This window comes from Sphingosinicella sp. BN140058 (assembly GCF_004135585.1).
In the GTDB taxonomy this organism is placed as follows: domain Bacteria; phylum Pseudomonadota; class Alphaproteobacteria; order Sphingomonadales; family Sphingomonadaceae; genus Allosphingosinicella.
In genome coordinates this window covers 3,235,099-3,253,280 of record NZ_CP035501.1, presented here as the reverse complement: position 1 = coordinate 3,253,280, position 18,182 = coordinate 3,235,099, and the positions used below count along the sequence as shown (strand labels likewise).

General features: G+C 67.6%; 11 protein-coding genes. 2 read left to right on the top strand and 9 right to left on the bottom strand.

Going from position 1 to position 18,182, the window contains the following annotated elements:
• Positions 1 to 50 precede the first annotated feature (50 nt).
• From glgB to ETR14_RS14575, 8 genes are all read right to left on the bottom strand, one after another.
• Positions 51 to 2,198, bottom strand: coding sequence for a 1,4-alpha-glucan branching protein GlgB (glgB, locus tag ETR14_RS14610; protein WP_206185842.1), 2,148 nt, complete (start codon positions 2,196 to 2,198; stop codon positions 51 to 53).
• 38 nt (positions 2,199 to 2,236) lie between these two features.
• Positions 2,237 to 4,741 carry a glycogen/starch/alpha-glucan phosphorylase gene (locus tag ETR14_RS14605; RefSeq protein WP_129385693.1) on the bottom strand — a complete coding sequence of 835 codons (2,505 nt, stop codon included), beginning with the start codon at positions 4,739 to 4,741 and terminating at the stop codon, positions 2,237 to 2,239.
• Between the two features lie 301 nt (positions 4,742 to 5,042).
• Entirely contained in the window at positions 5,043 to 6,668 is a 1,626-nt protein-coding gene (locus ETR14_RS14600; RefSeq protein WP_129385691.1) for an alpha-D-glucose phosphate-specific phosphoglucomutase, read from the bottom strand.
• A 216-nt stretch (positions 6,669 to 6,884) separates the two neighbouring features.
• The gene (gene treY / locus ETR14_RS14595; protein WP_129385689.1) at positions 6,885 to 9,413 is read right to left on the bottom strand and encodes a malto-oligosyltrehalose synthase; all 2,529 of its coding nucleotides are present in this window, start codon (positions 9,411 to 9,413) and stop codon (positions 6,885 to 6,887) included.
• Complete coding sequence (gene malQ / locus ETR14_RS14590; protein WP_129385687.1) at positions 9,410 to 11,404, bottom strand: 4-alpha-glucanotransferase; 1,995 nt, start codon at positions 11,402 to 11,404, stop codon at positions 9,410 to 9,412. Before malQ ends, treY begins: the two co-directional genes overlap by 4 nt.
• Positions 11,405 to 11,626: 222 nt before the next feature.
• A complete protein-coding gene (gene treZ, locus ETR14_RS14585; RefSeq protein ID WP_129385685.1) occupies positions 11,627 to 13,363 on the bottom strand; it encodes a malto-oligosyltrehalose trehalohydrolase in 1,737 nt (578 codons plus the stop codon).
• Positions 13,364 to 13,562: 199 nt separating this feature from the next.
• Entirely contained in the window at positions 13,563 to 15,692 is a 2,130-nt protein-coding gene (gene glgX / locus ETR14_RS14580) for a glycogen debranching protein GlgX (RefSeq protein WP_129385683.1), read from the bottom strand.
• A gap of 149 nt (positions 15,693 to 15,841) precedes the next feature.
• A complete protein-coding gene (locus tag ETR14_RS14575) occupies positions 15,842 to 16,408 on the bottom strand; it encodes a MarR family winged helix-turn-helix transcriptional regulator (RefSeq protein WP_371416677.1) in 567 nt (188 codons plus the stop codon).
• 71 nt (positions 16,409 to 16,479) lie between these two features.
• On the opposite strand from ETR14_RS14575, the gene ETR14_RS14570 reads away from it, so the two are divergent.
• A complete protein-coding gene (locus tag ETR14_RS14570) occupies positions 16,480 to 16,875 on the top strand; it encodes an Ohr family peroxiredoxin (RefSeq protein WP_129385681.1) in 396 nt (131 codons plus the stop codon).
• On the opposite strand, the gene ETR14_RS14565 is transcribed toward ETR14_RS14570, so the two are convergent.
• Positions 16,824 to 17,528, bottom strand: a complete 705-nt coding sequence (locus ETR14_RS14565) for an Ada metal-binding domain-containing protein (RefSeq protein ID WP_129385679.1) — start codon at positions 17,526 to 17,528, stop codon at positions 16,824 to 16,826. The genes ETR14_RS14570 and ETR14_RS14565 overlap by 52 nt on opposite strands.
• Positions 17,529 to 17,649: 121 nt before the next feature.
• On the opposite strand from ETR14_RS14565, the gene ETR14_RS14560 reads away from it, so the two are divergent.
• Positions 17,650 to 18,063 (top strand): SRPBCC family protein, encoded by a 414-nt coding sequence (locus tag ETR14_RS14560; protein ID WP_129385677.1) that lies wholly within the window; start codon positions 17,650 to 17,652, stop codon positions 18,061 to 18,063.
• The last annotated feature ends 119 nt before the right edge of the window (positions 18,064 to 18,182 follow it).

Genomic DNA, 18,182 nt, shown 5'->3' with positions numbered 1-18,182 from the left:
CCTCTCCCTTGTTACGGATGTGTAACTGACCACCGTCTTGCTGGTTTCATTCACTCTCCCAGCTTCAGATACAGGGTGGAAAGCGGTGGAAGGACAAGCTCCACCGAAGCAGGATAACCGTGCGCCGGCTGCTCGGTTGCATTCACGGCGCCGAGATTGCCCATGCCGCTGCCGCCATATTCGTGCGCGTCGGAATTGAAGATCTCCGACCAGCGCCCGGCAACGGGCAGGCCGATCCGGTAAGCGTGGCGCTGCACCGGAGTCATGTTGCTGATCACCGCCACCGGCGGATCGCCCTCGTCGCCGAAGCGCAGCCAGGCGATTACCGACTGATCGGCATCGTCGGCAACGATCCACCGGAAGCCGTCCGCCTCCGAGTCCCGGCGGTGGAGCGCCGGCACCGACCGGTGCAGCCGGTTGAGCGCGGCGACCGCGTTTTTCAGCCCGGCATGGAGCGGATCGGCAAGCACGTGCCAGTCGAGCTCGGTGCCGAACGCCCATTCCTTCAGCTGCCCGAATTCCTGGCCCATGAACAACAGCTTCTTGCCCGGATGGCCCCACATGAAGCCGTAATAGGCGCGGGCGTTGGCGAATTTCTGCCAGAGATCGCCGGGCATCCGCCCGACGATCGATTTCTTGCCGTGCACGACCTCGTCGTGGCTGAGCGGCAGGATGAAATTCTCCGAGAAGGCGTAGTGGAGGCCGAAGGTGAGCTGGTGATGGTGGAAGCGCCTGTGGACCGGCTCCCGCGCCATGTAGTCCAGCGTGTCGTTCATCCAGCCCATGTTCCACTTGAAGCCGAAACCGAGCCCGCCGCCATGGACCGGGGCGGAGACGCCGGGCCAGGCAGTCGATTCCTCGGCAACGGTGAAGCGGTCGGGAAAGGCGCCGTAGAGGATCGTGTTCAGTTCGCGCAGGAAGCTCTCCGCCTCCCGATTTTCGCGCCCGCCCTCGGCATTGGGGATCCACTGCCCCGCCTCTCGCGAATAATCGAGGTAGAGCATCGAGGCGACCGCATCGACGCGCAGGCCGTCGATGCCGAACACCTCCAGCCAGTAGAGAGCATTGGCAATCAGATAATTGACGACTTCACGCCGCCCGAAATTGTAGATTGCCGTGCCCCAATCGGGGTGGAAACCGCGCCGCGGATCGGGATGTTCGTAAAGGTGGGTACCGTCGAAACGCGACAGGCCATGGACGTCGCACGGGAAATGCGCCGGAACCCAGTCGAGCAGCACGCCGATGCTAGCCTCGTGCGCACGGCGGACCAGTCGCGCGAATCCGGCCGGTTCGCCGAAGCGGCGGGTCGGCGCGAACATGCCGATCGGCTGGTAGCCCCAGCTGTCGTCGAGCGGATGCTCGGAGATCGGCAGCAGCTCGATATGGGTGAAGCCGAGTTCCGCGACATAGGGGATCAGCCGGTCGGCGATGTCATCGTAGGAATTGAAGCGGCCGTCGGGCCGGCGCTGCCACGAGCCGAGATGGACTTCGTAGATCGACATCGGCTCGCGGCGAAGGTCGCCGCTGCTCGAATAGTCCGCACGAACGTCGGGCAGGCCGTCGAGCCGCTCGACCACCGAGGCGGTGCCGGGCCGCAATTCCGATCCGAAGCCGACCGGATCGGCCTTCAGCGGCAGCAATTCGCCGCCGGGCCCGATGATCTCGTATTTGTAGCCTTCACCGGCGCCGAGCTCGGGGATGAAGATTTCCCAGATGCCGCTGTCGACACGCTTGCGCATCGGGTGACGGCGGCCGTCCCAGCGGTTGAAATCGCCGACCACGGCGACCCGGCGTGCGTTGGGCGCCCAGACCGCGAAGGCGACGCCCTCGGCGCCTTCATGCACGATCGGGTGGGCGCCGAGTTTCTCCCATAGCCGCCGGTGTGCGCCTTCGCCGACGAGATGATCGTCAAGCGGCCCCAGCACGGGGCCGAAGCGATAGGCGTCGGCCTGTTCCCAACTCTCCGCGCCCCGGGTGGCGCGGAACCGATACGTCGGCAATTCGCCGGAGACCAGCCCCTCGAAGAAGCCGTCTTCATGGATCCGCGCGGCCTCGGCGAGGACTTTGCCTTTGGCGTCGATCAGTTCGAGCTGCTCGGCACCGGGAACGAACGCCCGAACGAGGGTACCGTCGTCCTGTCGATGCGGCCCCAGGATCGCGAACGGATCGGCATGACGGGCGGCCGCGACGGCGGCCACCTCGGCGTCCGAGACGCGCCGCGAAACCGGCGCCGTCTCTATCTTGCTAGCGGTACGTTCCAGATGTCCTCCGCATATTCCCGGATTGCCCGATCCGAGGAGAACCAACTGACCCCGCCAATGTTCAACAGGGCGCTTCTCCACCAGAAGGCGGGGTCGCGCCAGCGCGCCGCGACCTCGGCCTGCGCCTGGGCGTAGGCGTCGAAATCCGCCGAGACCAGAAAATAGTCGCGGTCCGTGAGATCGTCGACCAGGCTGCGATAGCGATCCGCCTCGCCCGGCGAGAAGCGGCCGGACCGCAATTCCTCGAGGGCCTGCGCCAGCATCGGCGAGGCCGCGATCGTCTCGGCCATGTCGAGACCGGCGGCGCGCCGCGCTTCGACCTCTGCGGCGGTCATGCCGAAGATGAAGATATTGTCGGCGCCGACGCGCTCCAGGATTTCGATATTGGCGCCGTCGAGCGTCCCGATGGTGAGCGCGCCATTGAGCGCCAGCTTCATGTTGCCGGTGCCCGAAGCTTCCATGCCGGCGGTCGAAATCTGCTCCGAAAGATCGGAGGCGGGGATGATCCGCTCGGCGAGGCTGACATTGTAATTGGGCAGGAAGGCGATCTTCAGCCGTCCCCGCAGGGTCGCGTCGGCATTCACCACCTGGGCAACGTCGTTGATCAACCGGATGATCAGTTTCGCGCGGTGGTAGCTCGGTGCCGCCTTGCCGGCGAAGATCTTGACCCGCGGCGTCCACTCGCTGGTCGGATGGGCGCGCATCGCCGCGTAGAGCGCCACCGTCTCGAGGATGTTGAGCAGCTGGCGCTTATATTCGTGGATGCGCTTGATCTGGACGTCGAACAGCGCGTCGGGATCGACCCGCACGCCGGTCCGCTCCTCGACGATGCGGCCGAGCCTCTCCTTGTTGGTGCGGCGCACCGCAGACAGCCGCTCGTGCAGCGCGCTGTCGCCGCTGTGCGCGGCGAGCAGTGCGAGGCCTTCGGGATTATCGAGCACGGTCGGGCCGGCGACGTCGACCAGCAGCGTGGTCAGCCCGGGATTGGCTTCGTGCAGCCAGCGGCGGAAGGTGATGCCGTTGGTCTTGTTGACGATCCGGTCCGGGTACAAGGCATGGAAGTCCCGGAACACGGTTTCCTTCATCAGCCCGGTGTGCAGGGCCGAGACGCCGTTGACCCGGTGCGAGCCGAGGAAGCTCAGGGCACCCATCCGCACCCGGCGCGGGCCGTGCTCGTCGATCAGCGAGACGCTGGCAAGCAGAGCGGGGTCGCTCTTCCCGGCCTCGGCCAGACGATCGAGATGCAGCGCGTTGATCAGATAGATGATCTGCATGTGGCGCGGCAGCAGCCGCTCCATCAGCGGCACCGGCCAGCTCTCGAGCGCCTCCGGCAGCAGGGTGTGATTGGTGTAGGAGAAGACACCCTGGGTGATCGTCCAGGCTTTTTCCCAGGCCATGTGATGAACGTCGACGAGCAGCCGCATCATCTCGGCGACGCCGATCGCCGGGTGGGTGTCGTTGAGCTGGATCGCGACGCATTCGGGCAGCGTCTCGAGCGACGCCGCTTCCAGGTGCCGGCGCAGCAGGTCCTGGATCGAGGCCGAAGCGAAGAAATATTCCTGGCGGAGCCGCAGCTCCTGGCCCGCCTCGCTCTCGTCCGAGGGATAGAGAACCTGGGTGATCGCCTCCGCGCGGCCGCGGGCGGCGAGGGCGCCGAGATGATCGCCACGGTTGAACGTGTCGAGCCGTAGCGGATCGGGCGCCCGCGCCGACCACAGACGCAAGGTGTTGACGTGCCGTCCGCGCCAGCCGACCACCGGCGTGTCGAAGGCGATCGCGTCGACGATTTCGGCCGGGCGCCAGAGCGCAGCATGGCCGTCATTCTCCGCGAGCGCCTGGACGCTGCCGCCGAATCCGATCGGATAGGCGACTTCGGGCCGCTCGAACTCCCACGGATTGCGATGCTCGAGCCAGGTGTCCGGAAATTCCTGCTGGATTCCGTCCTTGATCACCTGCCGGAACAGGCCGTTCTCGTAGCGTATGCCGTAGCCGTGGGCGGGAATGGCGAGGCTCGCCATCGAGTCCATGTAGCAGGCGGCGAGCCGGCCGAGGCCGCCATTGCCGAGCGCGGGATCGGGCTCGAGCCCGCGCAGAGCTTCGAGGTCGACGCCGAGCTCGCCCAGGGCCGTCCGCATCGTCTCGGTCAGGCCGAGATTGTGGAGGCTGTCGACGAGCGAGCGGCCGATCAGGAATTCGAGGCTGAGATAATAAACCCGCTTCTTCTTCTCGGCCTTGGTGGCGCGGGTCGAGGTCATCCAGCGCTCGATCACCCGGTCGCGTACCGCCAGCGCGGTGGCCAGGAACCAGTCATGCTCGCGCGCCGCGATCGGATCCTTGCCGACCGAATAGGCCAGCTTGTTGACGATCAGCCGCCGCAAGGTCGCAACGTCCTCGTCCTGCACCGGCAGCGCCAGCTGGCTCGCATTCACCGCCCGCACCCCGCCCCCCGGCGAGTCCGAGCCGAATTCATTATACGCCATGTCACCCCACCCCGGGAAAAGAAGCGGAGGTTAGGGCCGCCGTTACGCCCCTGCAACGCCGGGTTGTTGCGTAGGAGAGTGGTAAGGGGGAGAGGAGATCTCCTCGCAGAACAGTTGATCGCGAGCCACTCGACCTTTCTCCACCCCTCCCCTTCAGGGGAGGGGATCAAGGGGTGGGGCAGCCGCGAGGCGGCTCGATGCCGCCGAGTGGCTGACTGGCGTCCTCGGCCCCATCGAGGGGCCTCGACCGGGCCCCACCCCTTTCCCCTCCCCTGAAGGGGAGGGGCGTCATCGAATCCCCTCACGTCACCACGTCCGGCCGCTCCCGGCCGGTATGCGTCTTGATCCCGGCCAGCGCCTCGGCCGCATCGATCAGCGGCTTGAGCGCGTCGCCGACATCGAGGCCGAGAGTGCCGCCCGCCGCCTCGTAGCGTTCGAGATAGACGCGCAGGGTCGCGCCCTCGGTGCCGGTACCGGAGAGACGGAACACGATCCGTGACCCGTCCTCGAACAGCACCCGCAGCCCTTGGTGGCGGCTCAGCGACTGATCGGTCTGGTCGAGATAGGAAAAATCGTCGGCGCTGGCGATGCGCAGACCGTTGACGTCGATCCCGGCGAGGCGATCGAGCTTTTCGCGCAAGCCTCCGACGACCGCCTCGGCCTTGTCGACCGGCAGCGCCTCATAGTCGTGCCGTGCATAATAATTGCGCCCGAACCGCGCCCAATGCTCTTGCAGGATCTCGGCGACGCTCTGCTTCCGGCTGGCGAGGATGTTGAGCCAGAGCAGCACTGCCCATACCCCATCCTTTTCGCGAACATGGTTGGAGCCGGTGCCGGCACTCTCCTCGCCGCAGATCGTCACGAGACCGGCATCGAGCAGGTTGCCGAAGAACTTCCAGCCGGTCGGAGTCTCGAAGAGGCCGATGCCGAGCGCTTCGGCAACCCGGTCGGCCGCCTGGCTGGTCGGCATCGAGCGGGCGATCCCGGCAATGCCGCCGGCATAAGCCGGGGCGAGGTGCGCGTTGGCGGCGAGGACGGCCAGCGAGTCGGATGGCGAGACGAAGATGCCGCGCCCGATGATCAGATTGCGGTCGCCGTCGCCGTCGGACGCGGCACCAAAATCGGGAGCGCCCTCGCCCATCATCCGCTCGTAGAGTTCGTGCGCGTGAACGAGATTGGGATCGGGGTGGTGGCCGCCGAAATCGCGCAAGGGCACGCCATTCTGCACCGTGCCCGCGGCGGCGCCGAGACGCCGCTCCAGGATCTCCGTCGCGTAGGGGCCGGTGACGGCGTGCATCGCGTCGAAGCTCAAAGTGAAGCCGCCGGCGATCATCTCCCTTATCGCGGCGAAATCGAACAGGCTCTCCATCAGCTCGGCATAATCGGCGACGGAGTCGACGATTTCGACCGCCATGTCACCGACACGGGTTTCGCCGATCGTGTCGAGATCGATCTCGTCGGCATCGACGATCCGGTAGCGGTCGATCTGCTTGGTGCGAAGATAGATGGCGTCGGTGACCTTCTCGGTCGCCGGGCCGCCGTTCGATCCGTTATACTTGATCCCGAAATCCTCGTCGGGGCCGCCGGGATTGTGGCTGGCCGAGAGGATCAAGCCGCCCGTCGCCTTGCGCAGACGGATCAGGTGGCTCGCCGCGGGCGTCGACAGGATGCCGCCGCGACCGACGATGGAGCGCGTGAAGCCGTTCGCCGCCGCCATCCGGATCGCGATCTGGATGACCTCGCGATTGAAATAGCGCCCGTCGCCGCCGATCACGAGCGTGTCGCGCCCGTCCACCACGTCGAACACCGACTGGATGAAATTGGCGGCGTAATTTTCCTGCTGGAACACGCGTACCTTCTTGCGCAGCCCCGACGTCCCCGGCTTCTGGTCGGGATAGGGGCGGGTGGCGACGTCTCTGATCGTCAATGGTCTAGCCTTTCGTTACGCTTACGACACGAGCGCGCATGCCGCGCCGGCCGTACCCTGTCCATCCTCGCCGGCGCCCTCACCGTCTCATCGCCTCCACTCCCTCTATTCACCCCTCCCCGCTCGGGGAGGGGCAAGGGGCGGGGCAGCTGCGAGGCGGCTCGTTGCCGCCGAGTAGCTCTCCGGCGCAGAGGTGCGACTTGAGCGGTCGCCCCCTCAAACCCAGCGCAGCGCATAAGGCGCCGCCTCGAACAACTCCGCCGCCGGCAAAGCCTCACCGCCGGGCACCACGACCTCCGTATCGCTCCAATATTGCGCAGGGAAGACGGGCGCGTCGGCGCCATGCAGAACCGCGCCGACCCGTAGCGGCACCGCGACCAGCAGCCGATCGCTGCCATGGCTGCGCAGGAAAGCGAAGACGTGATCGGCCCGGGCGCCGGTCACCGCGACACGCTCGAACCGGCCCTCGGCAAACAGCGCCGGCTTTTCCCGACGCAGCCGCAGCGCCTCCGCAATCGCCTGTTGCTTGAGCGCACCCGAGCGCCAGTCGCGTCCGTCGCCGGCAAGGGTGGCGATCCGCGCCGCAAAGTCGACCGGACGGCGGTTGTCGGGGTCGACGAGGCTGAAATCCCAATGTTCGGTGCCCTGATAGCAATCGGGAACGCCCGTCACCGTACAGCGCAGCACCGCCTGGACGATTCCGTTGACCGCCCCCGCCGCTTCGATCTCGCCCACGAACGCTCGAAGCTCGGCGGCGAAGTCGCCGGCAAGAAGCTCGCGAACGAAGGCCTCGCAGGCTTGCTCATAGGCTTCGTCCGGATGCGTCCACGACGACCGCAATTTGGCTTCGCGCAAAGCCTTGGTCTGCCAGGCGACGACACGGTCGGCGAAATCCGCCTCGGCCGACCCGAGCGGCCAGGCGCCGACCAGGGTCTGGAACATCTGGTAGCAATCGCCCGCGTCGATCCCTTCGGGCACGCGCGCCAGCCAGCGCCGCGCCGTTTCGATCCAGCGCTCCGGCACTTCGCTCAGCACCGCCAGCCGCGCACGAACGTCCTCGCCCCTCTTGTGATCGTGGGTGGCGGTGGCGAGCAATGCGTGCGGAAAGGTTTCCAGCCGTTCGACCGCGGCGCGGGCGAAATGCTCCGGCGTGGCGGCGAAGCGGGCCGGATCGAAGCCGACGTCGGTGCGCGAGAGCAAACGGCCGTAGCGATAGAAAGCAGTATCCTCGACCGCTTTGGCCGACACCGGCGCGGAGAGCTGCTGGAAGCGGCGCACCGCCTCACGCCTGAGCGCGATGTCGCCAGGTCCCTCGCCTGCCAGCCAGCCGACAAGCAGATCGATCACCGGTGCCTCGGCCGTGCCGATCTCCACCTTTGCACGTTCCGCAGCGCTTGCCCGGATGGTCGCATCGGTCTCCACCGCGCCGTCGCCCGTGCCATAGGTACGATAGGCCGGGAACACCGACAACAAGGCGGTCAGCCCACGCCGGAGCGCGCCGGCCGAAACGTCGCGGGTGACGACGTCCGACCGCGCAACCGCGTGGAAGGCCGCGACGGCAGCATCGAGCTGGCCGGAGAAGCTGCGGCTGAGGATCTCGAGCCGCGCCGCTTTCTCCTCCACCGCGAAATTCGCGGGGCGCCCGCTCAGCTCTTCCCAGAAGGCGGAAAGCGGCGCCTCGCCGGCGGGATCATGGAGCAGGGCGGCAGCCTCGTTCATATAATCATAGCCGCTGGTGCCGTCGGTGCCCCATTCGCGCGGCAGCCGCTCTCCCTCGGCCAGGATCTTCTCGACGACCAGATAGGCCGGACCGGCCGGAGCATCGACCGGCCGCGATGCGGCGGCGATCTCGAGCGCCGCGCGCAGGCGCCGGCAATAATCGGTGGGATCGGCAAGGCCGTCGACATGGTCGACCCGGACGCCGTCGATCAGTCCTTCGGCGTAGAGGCGCAGCGGCAAGGCGTGCACCGCGTCGAACACCGCCGGATCCTCGACCCGCAAGCCGGCAAGCTCGGTGATCTCGAAGAAGCGCCGCCAGTTGATCTCGTCGCCGGCGACCCGCCACCAGGCAAGGCGATGGAGCTGGCGGTCGAGCAGCGCATGGAGCCGCTCGCGGCCGGCGTCGCGCAGCGGGTCGTAGAGCGATTTCAATTCCTCGGCCACGGCCTCGGTCAGGCGCTCGGCACCCGCTTCGGCGAGCAAGGCGGGATAATCGTCGCGGCGGATCGGGAATCGATGAGTGCCGTAGGCGAGCACCGACAGGCGCCTCTTGTCCGGCTCGTAATCGAGCACGAGGTCGCCGCTGGCGAGCACTTCCTCATAGGGCCCGCCGAGGAAGGGCGCGAGCACCTTGCCATCGAGCTCGGGGTCGGCCGGCGCCCAGTCGATGTCGAAATAGCGGGCATAAGGGCTCTCCGCCCCTTTTTCGAGCACGTCCAGCCACCAGTCGTTGTCGGAGCCGCCGACCGCCATGTGATTGGGAACGATGTCGAGGATGATGCCGAGCCCGCGCTCCCGCAGCGCCGCCGCGAGGGTACGGAACGCCTCCTCCCCGCCGAGTTCGGGATTGATCCGGGTCGGGTCGACGACATCGTAGCCATGGGTCGAGCCGGCCCGCGCCGTCGCGATCGGCGACGCGTAGAGATGGCTGATGCCGAGATCGGCGAAATAGTCGACCAGACCGAGCGCGTCGGCGAAGGTGAAGTCCTTGTGGAACTGGATCCGGTAGGTGGCGCGGGGCGTCACTGGGCACGTGCCTCGTTGATCAGGGCGATGCGGCGGGCCGTTTCGGTCTCGGAGAGCAGCGCCTCCGCCGTTCCCGGCAGCCGCCGGCGCCAATTGGGATGTTCGTCGATCGTGCCGGGCAGGTTCGGCGCCTCCTCGATGCCGAGCAGATCCTCGGCCGGAAACAGAGCGAGGTCGCACGGCGCGGCTGCTGTGAAGGCCAGGGCGGCCTCGAGCGCGGTTTCCGGCGCGTCAGCGGCCGGGACCTTGCCCTTGGTGATCTTGGCGGCGGCGAATGCCTGCCAGAGGGCGGATCGCTCCTCGGCGCGGTGCGCGCGCGCGGCGGCCATGTCGTCACTCGTCAGTCTGGTCCGCCAGTCGAGGTCGCGTTCGCGCCACCAGCCGGCGACCGGCACCAGATCGTGGGTACTGGTCATCGCCACGGCGCCGCGCTCCCAGGCCGCGTTCGGACGGAATGCACCGTCCTTGTCGCGCTCGAACGGCAGCACCCGCATCCCGGAAATGCCGCGGGCGGCGATCGCGTCCCGGAAGCCCGGAGGAACGACGCCGAGATCCTCGCCGATCACCGCCACCCCGGCGCGCTGCGATTCGAGCGCGATCAGGCGGAGCAGATCCTCTTCCGGCATCTGGAGATAGGCGCCGTCCATGGGCGAAGCGCCTTCAGGCACCAGCCAGAGGCGGCGGAGGCCCAGTGCATGGTCGATCCGGATCGCACCGGCATGGCGCATCGCCGCGCGCAGCATGCGGATGAACGGGGCGAAGCCGGTCCGCTTGAGACCCTCGGGCGAGAAGCTGGTCAGGCCCCAATTCTGGCCCGCGGCCTGGAACGCGTCGGGCGGCGCGCCGATGCCGAGGCCGGTGAGCAGCTCACCGCGACGGCCCCAGGCGTGGCTGCCGCCGGGATCGAGCCCGACGGCGAGATCGGCGACGAGGCCGATCGCCATGCCGCGCGCCCGCGCCATGCCGTGCGCGCCGCCGAGCGACGCATCCGCAAGCCATTGCAGGAAGCTGTGGAAGCGGATCTCGTCGACGTTGGCCTTGGCGAATCTGGCCACCGCGTCGCTGTTTGGATCCTGATAGTCCGCCGGCCACTCCTGCCAGCCGCCGGCGCCCTGGGTGCGGAAGAAGAAGCCGTGCAGCGCCTCGAACAAGGCATGCTGTCGCAGGCGTTCGCCGCCGATCTCGACGAACGCGCGAAAGTGGCTCTCGTCCCGGTCGGGATCGGCGAAGAAATCGTCGTGGAAGCGTCGCAGCGCCTGCATTCGGCACGGCCACGCCTCCGCCCAGTCGACCAGGTCGCCCTTGCCGGGGCCGCCGCAATCCTGCTCGATGCCGATCAGCGCCGGATCGATGAACAACGGATTGAGATATTCGCGGCTCGACGGCGAATAGGGGCTGTAGCGGCCCGGATCGGCGGTAAAGAGCGCATGAACCGGGCTGATCGCGAGCGCGTCCATGCCGCGCTCCGCCGCCGCCCAGCCGAATTCGGCCAGCGCCCCGAAATCGCCGAACGCGGTCGGATGTTCGCCGCGCAAGGCATAGATCTGCACCGAAGCGCCCCATGGCCGCCGCCCGCCCTCGCCGGCCGGCAAAGGCGCACAGCGCGCCGGCGCCACCGCGACGACCAGCGATCCGTGGTGATGCTCGACGCCATGATAGCCGGGCTCGTCGATCGCCGGGAGCACGCCATCGGCACCGGTGTCCACCTCCCGCACCGCGCCGCTCTCGAGACGCAGCCGAACCTTGCCGTGAACGCCGGGCAGCCTCACCGGGGCGCCGACATCGGCGGTGACGAAATTGGCCGCATGTGCGTGCGCCAACGCCTCGATCGACTCCTTGCAGGCCACCGGGGTATCGCAGCCATGGCCAAGCGCGGCCAGGATGGTCCGCAGATTGGCGTCGGTCACCGTCTGCGGATTGCCGTCCGCATCCTCCCAGTCGACGAGCAATCCAGCCGCATCGGCAAGGGCGTGAAGGGCTTGATCAGTCATGTGCAAACTCTCGATTGAACAACCGCCCCTCCCTTTCAAGGGAGGGGAAAGGGGTGGGTTGCGGCTGAACCCCCTCGATGGGGGTGAAGACGCCCCGAGCCCCTCGGCGGCCCTTCGACGCCGCTTGCGGCGTCGCTCTGGACAGGCGCTGAGCCGCCTCACGGCTAACCCCACCATGCGACGCTTTCTCGGACCATGCCGGGGGCTTGGCAGTCGCAGCCATCAAACCTCCAGCCACGCGACGAAGCTCGCTCCGGCGAGCTGCCCATCCACCGGTCCTGCACCGATCGTAGTGAGCGGCGCAGTCTCCGGCGCCGTCACGGCCACCGCCTCATCGCCCAAATTCAGCGCCACCGTCAGCAGCCCCGTCCCAAGCCGCCACCGCGCCACCACCGCCTTGTCGCCGATCGCCTCGGCGCCTTCGCTCCGCGCTACCGCAAGGCCGGGCACGATCCGCTCCCGCCGCAGCGTCAGCAGCTCGCGATACAGGGTTCGCCACGCCTCGGCGTCGGCCCCCGGCTGCGGCCGCGACGCCTCGAAGGTCGAGCGCGCGTTCGGATCGGGGATCTTCGCCCGCGCTTCCGGATCGGCGAAGGCCGGGAATTTTGCGAACTCCTTGCGCCGCCCCTCCCGCACCGCATCGGCAAGCTGGTCGTGGAAGTCCGTGAAGAACAGGAAGGGCGTGGTCGATCCCACCTCGTCGCCCATGAACAGGAGCGGGATCTGCGGCGCGAGCAGCAACAGGCCGGTGGCCGCGCGCAGCTTCGCGGGATCGGTCAGCAACGTCAGCCGCTCGCCGAGCGCACGATTGCCGATCTGGTCGTGATTCTGGAGGAAGGGCACGAAGCGGGTCGGGGAGAGATGTCCGGACGGCACGCCGCGGGTATGGCCGTCGAAATCCTCGCCCTGATAGACGAAGCCTTCGGCGAGGCAGCGGGCGAGACGCTCGGCAGGCCACTCCGCGAAATGGGCGTAATAGGCGTCGCGCTCGCCGGTCAGCAGCACGTGGAGGACGTTGTGGAAATCGTCGTTCCATTGCGCGTCATAGCCGCCGGCGCGAAGCCGGGCCGCGTCGTTGCTCTCGTTCTCGAGCACCAGGTGGACGTGCCGCTCCGGCTCCACCGCCGCCCGTATCTCTCCCGCCATGCGATCGAGGAACTCAGGATCGCCGATCGCGTGGACGGCGTCGAAGCGAAGCCCGTCGAAGCGGTACTCGTTGAGCCACATCAACGCATTGTCGATGAAGAAGCGGGCAACCGCCTCCTGACGCACGTCGACCGCACCGCCCCAAGGCGTGTGCACGTCCTGGCGGAAGAAATCCGCGGCATAGGCGCCGAGATAATTCCCCTCCGGTCCGAAGTGATTGTAGACGACATCGAGGAACACCATCAGGCCGAGTTCGTGGGCGCGGTCGACCATCGCCTTCAAGTCGTCGGGCGTGCCGAGCGCGGCATCGGGCGCATAAGGCAGCACGCCGTCATAGCCCCAGTTGCGCGTCCCGGAAAAGTCGCCGATCGGCATCAGTTCGATCGCGGTGACGCCGAGAGCTGCGATCTCCGGCAGCCGCTCGGCGACGCCGCGAAAGCCGCCGAGCAGGCCGGCATGAAGCTCGTAGAGCACCACCTCTTCCCAGGGCCGCCCGCTCCAGCCGGGCACGCGCCAGGTGTAGGCTGTGGGGTCGACGACGAGGCTCGCGTCATGGACATCGCCGGCCTGGGCCCGCGAAGCGGGATCGGGCACGGCGAGGTCGGTGGAGATTCGGTATTTGTAGGCGCTGCCCGGGGCAGCGGGCGCTTCGATGGCGAACCAGCCGCCCGCCTCCCGGGCCATGGGAATTGGGTCACGCCCCTCGATCTCGAGCGAAACCGCGTTTATGCCGGGCGCCCAAAGCCGGAAGCGCGCGCGCCCGTCAGGACGCAGGGTGGCGCCCCAGGTTTTGGGTTGGACGAAGGTGGTCACAGCCGCCTCACCCTCTTGAACATAGGTTTCCCCTCCCTCTCAGGGAGGGGCTGGGGGTGGGTTGCGGCCGAAGCCCCTCGACGGGGCTGAGGACGCTCGCCGACAGCCGAGCCACGAGGCGGCATCGAGCCGCCCCGTGGCTCACCCACCCCCAACCCCTCCCTGGAAGGGAGGGGAAGAACGAGGGCCGGGACATACATCACGCCCCGCCCCACCCGACCACCACCACGGCGCCGCGGTCGGCAACCTCGATCGCCTCGCCCTCCGCAAGGTCGCGCTCTTCGCCGGCGGGATCGGCGCTGTCGACCACCAGCCGCCGCTGCAGCGCCGGCCCGGCGAGGGTGAAGGTCAGCGGCACATGGCTGCCGTTGACGAGCAGGTCGACCGTCTCGATGCCGCCATCGGCAGTCTTGCGCGCCCGCCGCATCACCAGCGCCCGCCCTTCCGGATTCTGCCAGTCCTCGGGGCTGAGGCGATTGCCGGCCTCGTCGAACCACTCGATGTCGGGCAGCCCGTCAGCGACCTGCTCCTGGCCGTAGAGGAAGCGGCCGCTGCGGATCAGTTCGTACCGGTCACGGAGTGCGATCAGCCGGGCGACGAAGTCGGTCAGCTCTTCGCCCGCCTTCGAGCGCGCCTGTGCCCAATCGATCCAGCTGATCTCGTTGTCCTGGGCATAGGCATTGTTGTTGCCGTTCTGGCTGCGCCCGAATTCATCGCCGGCGAGCAGCATCGGCGTGCCGAGCGAGCATAAGAGGGTGACCAGCATCGATCGCCGCACCCGGCCGCGGATGGCATTGATGTTGGGGTCGTCGGTCTCGCCCTCCGCGCCCCAGTTGCAGCTCATATTGTCCGAATGGCCGTCCCGGTTGTCCTCCCCATTGGCCTCGTTGTGGCGCTGCTCGTAGCTGACCAGATCGTGCAGGGTGTAGCCGTCATGGCTGGCGAGGAAATTGACGCTCGCCCAGGGACGGCGGGCGCGGCGGTCGAACAGATCGCCGGAGCCCGCGATCCGCGCTGCAAATTCAGGACGAAGGCCGCCGTCGCCTTTCCAGAAGCGGCGGACGGAATCGCGGTACTTGTCGTTCCACTCGGCAAAGCCCGGCGGATGGTTGCCGAGCTGATAGCCGCCGGGCCCGATGTCCCACGGCTCCGAGATCAGCTTCAACCGTCCCAGCACCGGATCTTGGCGGACGACATCGAACAGCGAGGCACCGGGATCGAAGCCGCCATCGGGACCGTCGCGGCCGAGCGTGGCGCCGAGATCAAAGCGGAAGCCGTCGACTCGGAAGCTCTCCGCCCAGTAACGCAGCGAATCCGCGACGAGCTGGACGACTCTGGCCTTGCCGAAATTGAGCGTGTTGCCGGTGCCGGTGTCGTTGACGCAGTAACGCGGATTGTCGGCCTGCAGCCGGTAATATGAGGCGTTGTCGAGCCCGCGCAGGCTCATCGTCTGGCCGAGTTCGCTGCCCTCGCAGGTATGGTTGTAGACGACGTCCAGGATCACCTCGATGCCGGCGGCGTGCAGCCGGCGGATGGCGATCCGCAGATCGTCGTGGCTCGCCTCCACGCTCTGGCCTCGGGCGCCGTAAAGCGGCTCCGGCGCGAAGAAGGACAGGGTGTTGTAGCCCCAGTAATTGGTCAGCCCCTTTTCGACCAGGAAGCGATCCTTGACGAAGGCGTGGATCGGCATCAGCTCGAGCGCGGTGACGCCGAGCCGCTTCAGATGCTCGATCACCCGCGGATGGGCGAGTGCGGCGAAGGTGCCGCGTTCCTCCGGCGGCACCTCCTCCATCAGCCGGGTGAGGCCGCGGACATGGGCTTCGTAGATCACGGTCTTCGACCAGGGCGTGTTCGGCCGGACGTCGCCGCTCCAGTCGAACACGTCGGCGGTGACCACGCCTTTCGGCATCGCAGGCGCGCTGTCGCGCGTGTCGAACGAGAGGTCCGCTTTGCGCGAGCGCACCCGGTAACCGTGAAGCGCGTCGGTCCAGCGGACCTGGCCATGGAGGCGGCGGGCGTAAGGATCGAGCAGCAATTTGTTGGGGTTGAAACGGTGTCCCTGCTCAGGCGCGTAAGGGCCGGTGGCGCGGTAGCCGTAGAGCAGGCCCGGCCGTGCCTCCGGCAGGTAGCCGTGGAACACTTCGTCGGTCACTTCCGGCAGCGGGTAGCGGGCGACCTCGCGCTTGCCCGAGGGATCGAACAGGCAAAGCTCGATCGCGTCGGCATGGGCGGAGAAGACGGCGAAATTGACGCCGAGGCCGTCGAACGTGGCCCCGAGCGGATAGGGAGAACCGCTTTCCAGGCGGTCCGGCAGGCGGTTCAAGGGCATTCCTTCACGAGACTGAGACTGGCACGCGACTGCCCACGCGCCAGGACGGCGGCGGGATCAGGCGTCGGAACGGCGGACGATGCCTGCCGGTTCCCGAAGGCTTCGGCGCCGGCGCGCATTCTTGCGGCAGTGCAGCATCGCCCCTGCGGCTAACGCGCCGCCTTGCCCACGCGGAGCAGCTTGTCCCGGAGAGCCGCGACCGCCTGCTGCAGCTCGCCCAGCTCCTCGCCGAGGTCGGCCGCCTCGGCGACGGCCAGTCCCGGATCGCTTTCGAGCAGTTGCCGCCCGGCGAGCGTCAGGCGCATCCGCACCTGCCGCTCGTCGGCGGGATCGCGGCGGCGCTCGAGAAAGCCGAGGCTCTCCAGCTTCTTGAGGATAGGAGTGAGCGTGTTCGATTCGAGGAACAGCTTCTCGCCGAGCGTGCTCACCGTCTGGTTGTCCTCCTGCGCGAGCGCGACCAGCGCGATATACTGGGTGTAGGTGAGGCCCAGCGGATCGAGCACCGGCTTGTAGGCGCGACCGAAGGCGAGGTTCGCCGAATAGACCGCGAAGCACAGGAAGTTGGACAGGCTCCGGATCTCGGCGCCCCGCGTCGGCGGCGTCCCGGAGCCGGGGTCGTCGTCGGGCCTCTTGGCGGCAGTCTTGGGCATGATCACCTCTTCTTTCAACGCCGATATAAATCGCATGCGATTGAATCGGAAGGGGTTGACGAGCATCAACCGCCAACCTAATTACATCGCATCCGATTGAAACGGACACGATACTTCTCTCGCGAAAGGACTAGGACATGACTGACAAGATCCTCTTCACCGGTGGCGCCCACGTCGTCGGCGGCAGCAACGGCAGCGCGCGCAGCACCGACGGCACGCTGGATCTCCCGCTGCCGGCACCGCACCCCGCCGCGGAGCATCTGTTCGCCGCCGCCTGGTCCGCCTGCTTCCTCGGTGCGCTCGGAGTCGCTGCCGGCCAGCGCAAGATCCGCCTTCCCGAGACTCCGGAAGTCGATGCCGAACTCGATCTGCTGCAGGGCGCCGACGGCTTCTTCCTGCGCGCCCGGCTCGACATCAGCGTCCCCGGGCTGGATCGAGAGACCGCCCAGGAACTGATCGAAGCCGCCGATCTGATCTGCCCCTATTCCAAGGCGGTGCGCGGCAATATCGAGGTCGAGCTCGCCCTCGCCTGATCCTCAGCCGTCCGCCCGATTCCGGGCGGACGGCCTGACGAGGTCGATGCAGCGTTCCCGGTTCCTCGCGCCCGTCGCAACCGGCTCGGCGGCATCCGATAGACGGCCAGCATCGCGGTGTTGAAGGCGCGCAGGCTGTTGAAGCCGGCGCGGTGCGCGATCTCCGTCATCGGCAGATCGGAACCGTCGATCAGCCGTTTCGCCCGCTGCACCCGGGCTGTCCGTGCCGCAGCCGTCGGCGTGGTCTGGAGATAGCGGCGGAACAGGCGCGCGAGATGGCGGGCACCGATGCCGAGCCGCTCGGCAAGCTGCTCGACCCTGGTCTGCTCGCCGTCGAGGGCGCCCTCCTCGATCAGCCGCAGAGCCCGCCCGACCGTCGCCCGCGCCCCGTTCCAGGCCGGCGAGTGCGGCGCCGTCTCAGGACGGCAGCGCAGGCACGGGCGAAAGCCCGCCGCTTCCGCTGCCGCTGCGCTGGGTAGGTAGACGACGTTTCGGCTGAGCGGTTGGCGCACCGGGCAGATCGGCCGGCAATAGATGCGGGTCGAGGTCACGCCGATGAACAACCGGCCATCATAAGCCGGATCGCGGGCGTAGCGGACACGCTCGCATTGCTCGAAGCTCAGGTCCGGAAGGCTGTGGGCGGGCGGGGCCATGAAGCTCTTCTACGCTCCCGGCGATCCGGGGTCACCGGCACGGCTTTGACCAGGTCCGATTTCGGCCAGCCCAGGTCACCCTCTCCCGCTATTCTCCGCTCTCGACCTGAGGAGACAACAGATGCCGACAGTCCATCACGAGATCACCATCGCTCGCCGACCCGCGGCGGTCTGGGAGGCCGCGCGCGATGTCGGCGCGCTCCACACCCGGCTGGTACCTGCTTTCGTAACGGACACCCAGATGCTCGCCGACACCGTCACACCGACTCGCCGGGTCACCTTCGCGAGCGGCACCGTCGCGGACGAGGTGATCGTCTCGATCGATGACGAACGCCGCCGGCTGGTGTGGAGCGTGCTCGGCGTCGAGCACCACAATGGCGCATTGCAGATCTTCGCAGCGCCTGGCGGATCGCGCGTCACCTGGACCGCCGACGTGCTGCCCGCCGCCTTCGCCGCGCGGATCGATCCGATGATGGGCGCCGGACTGCAATGCATGAAGGCGTTTCTGGAAGGCGGATCGTCGATGCCCGAATAATCTTGTTCCGCAACTCAGCAGCGCGATGCCTCGCCTCGGCGCATCGGTTCATTCAAATCGTATACTATCCGTAACCGTCGCCCTAAGCGCCGCGCGTTCGCGTCGTGCGTGTCGCCGGT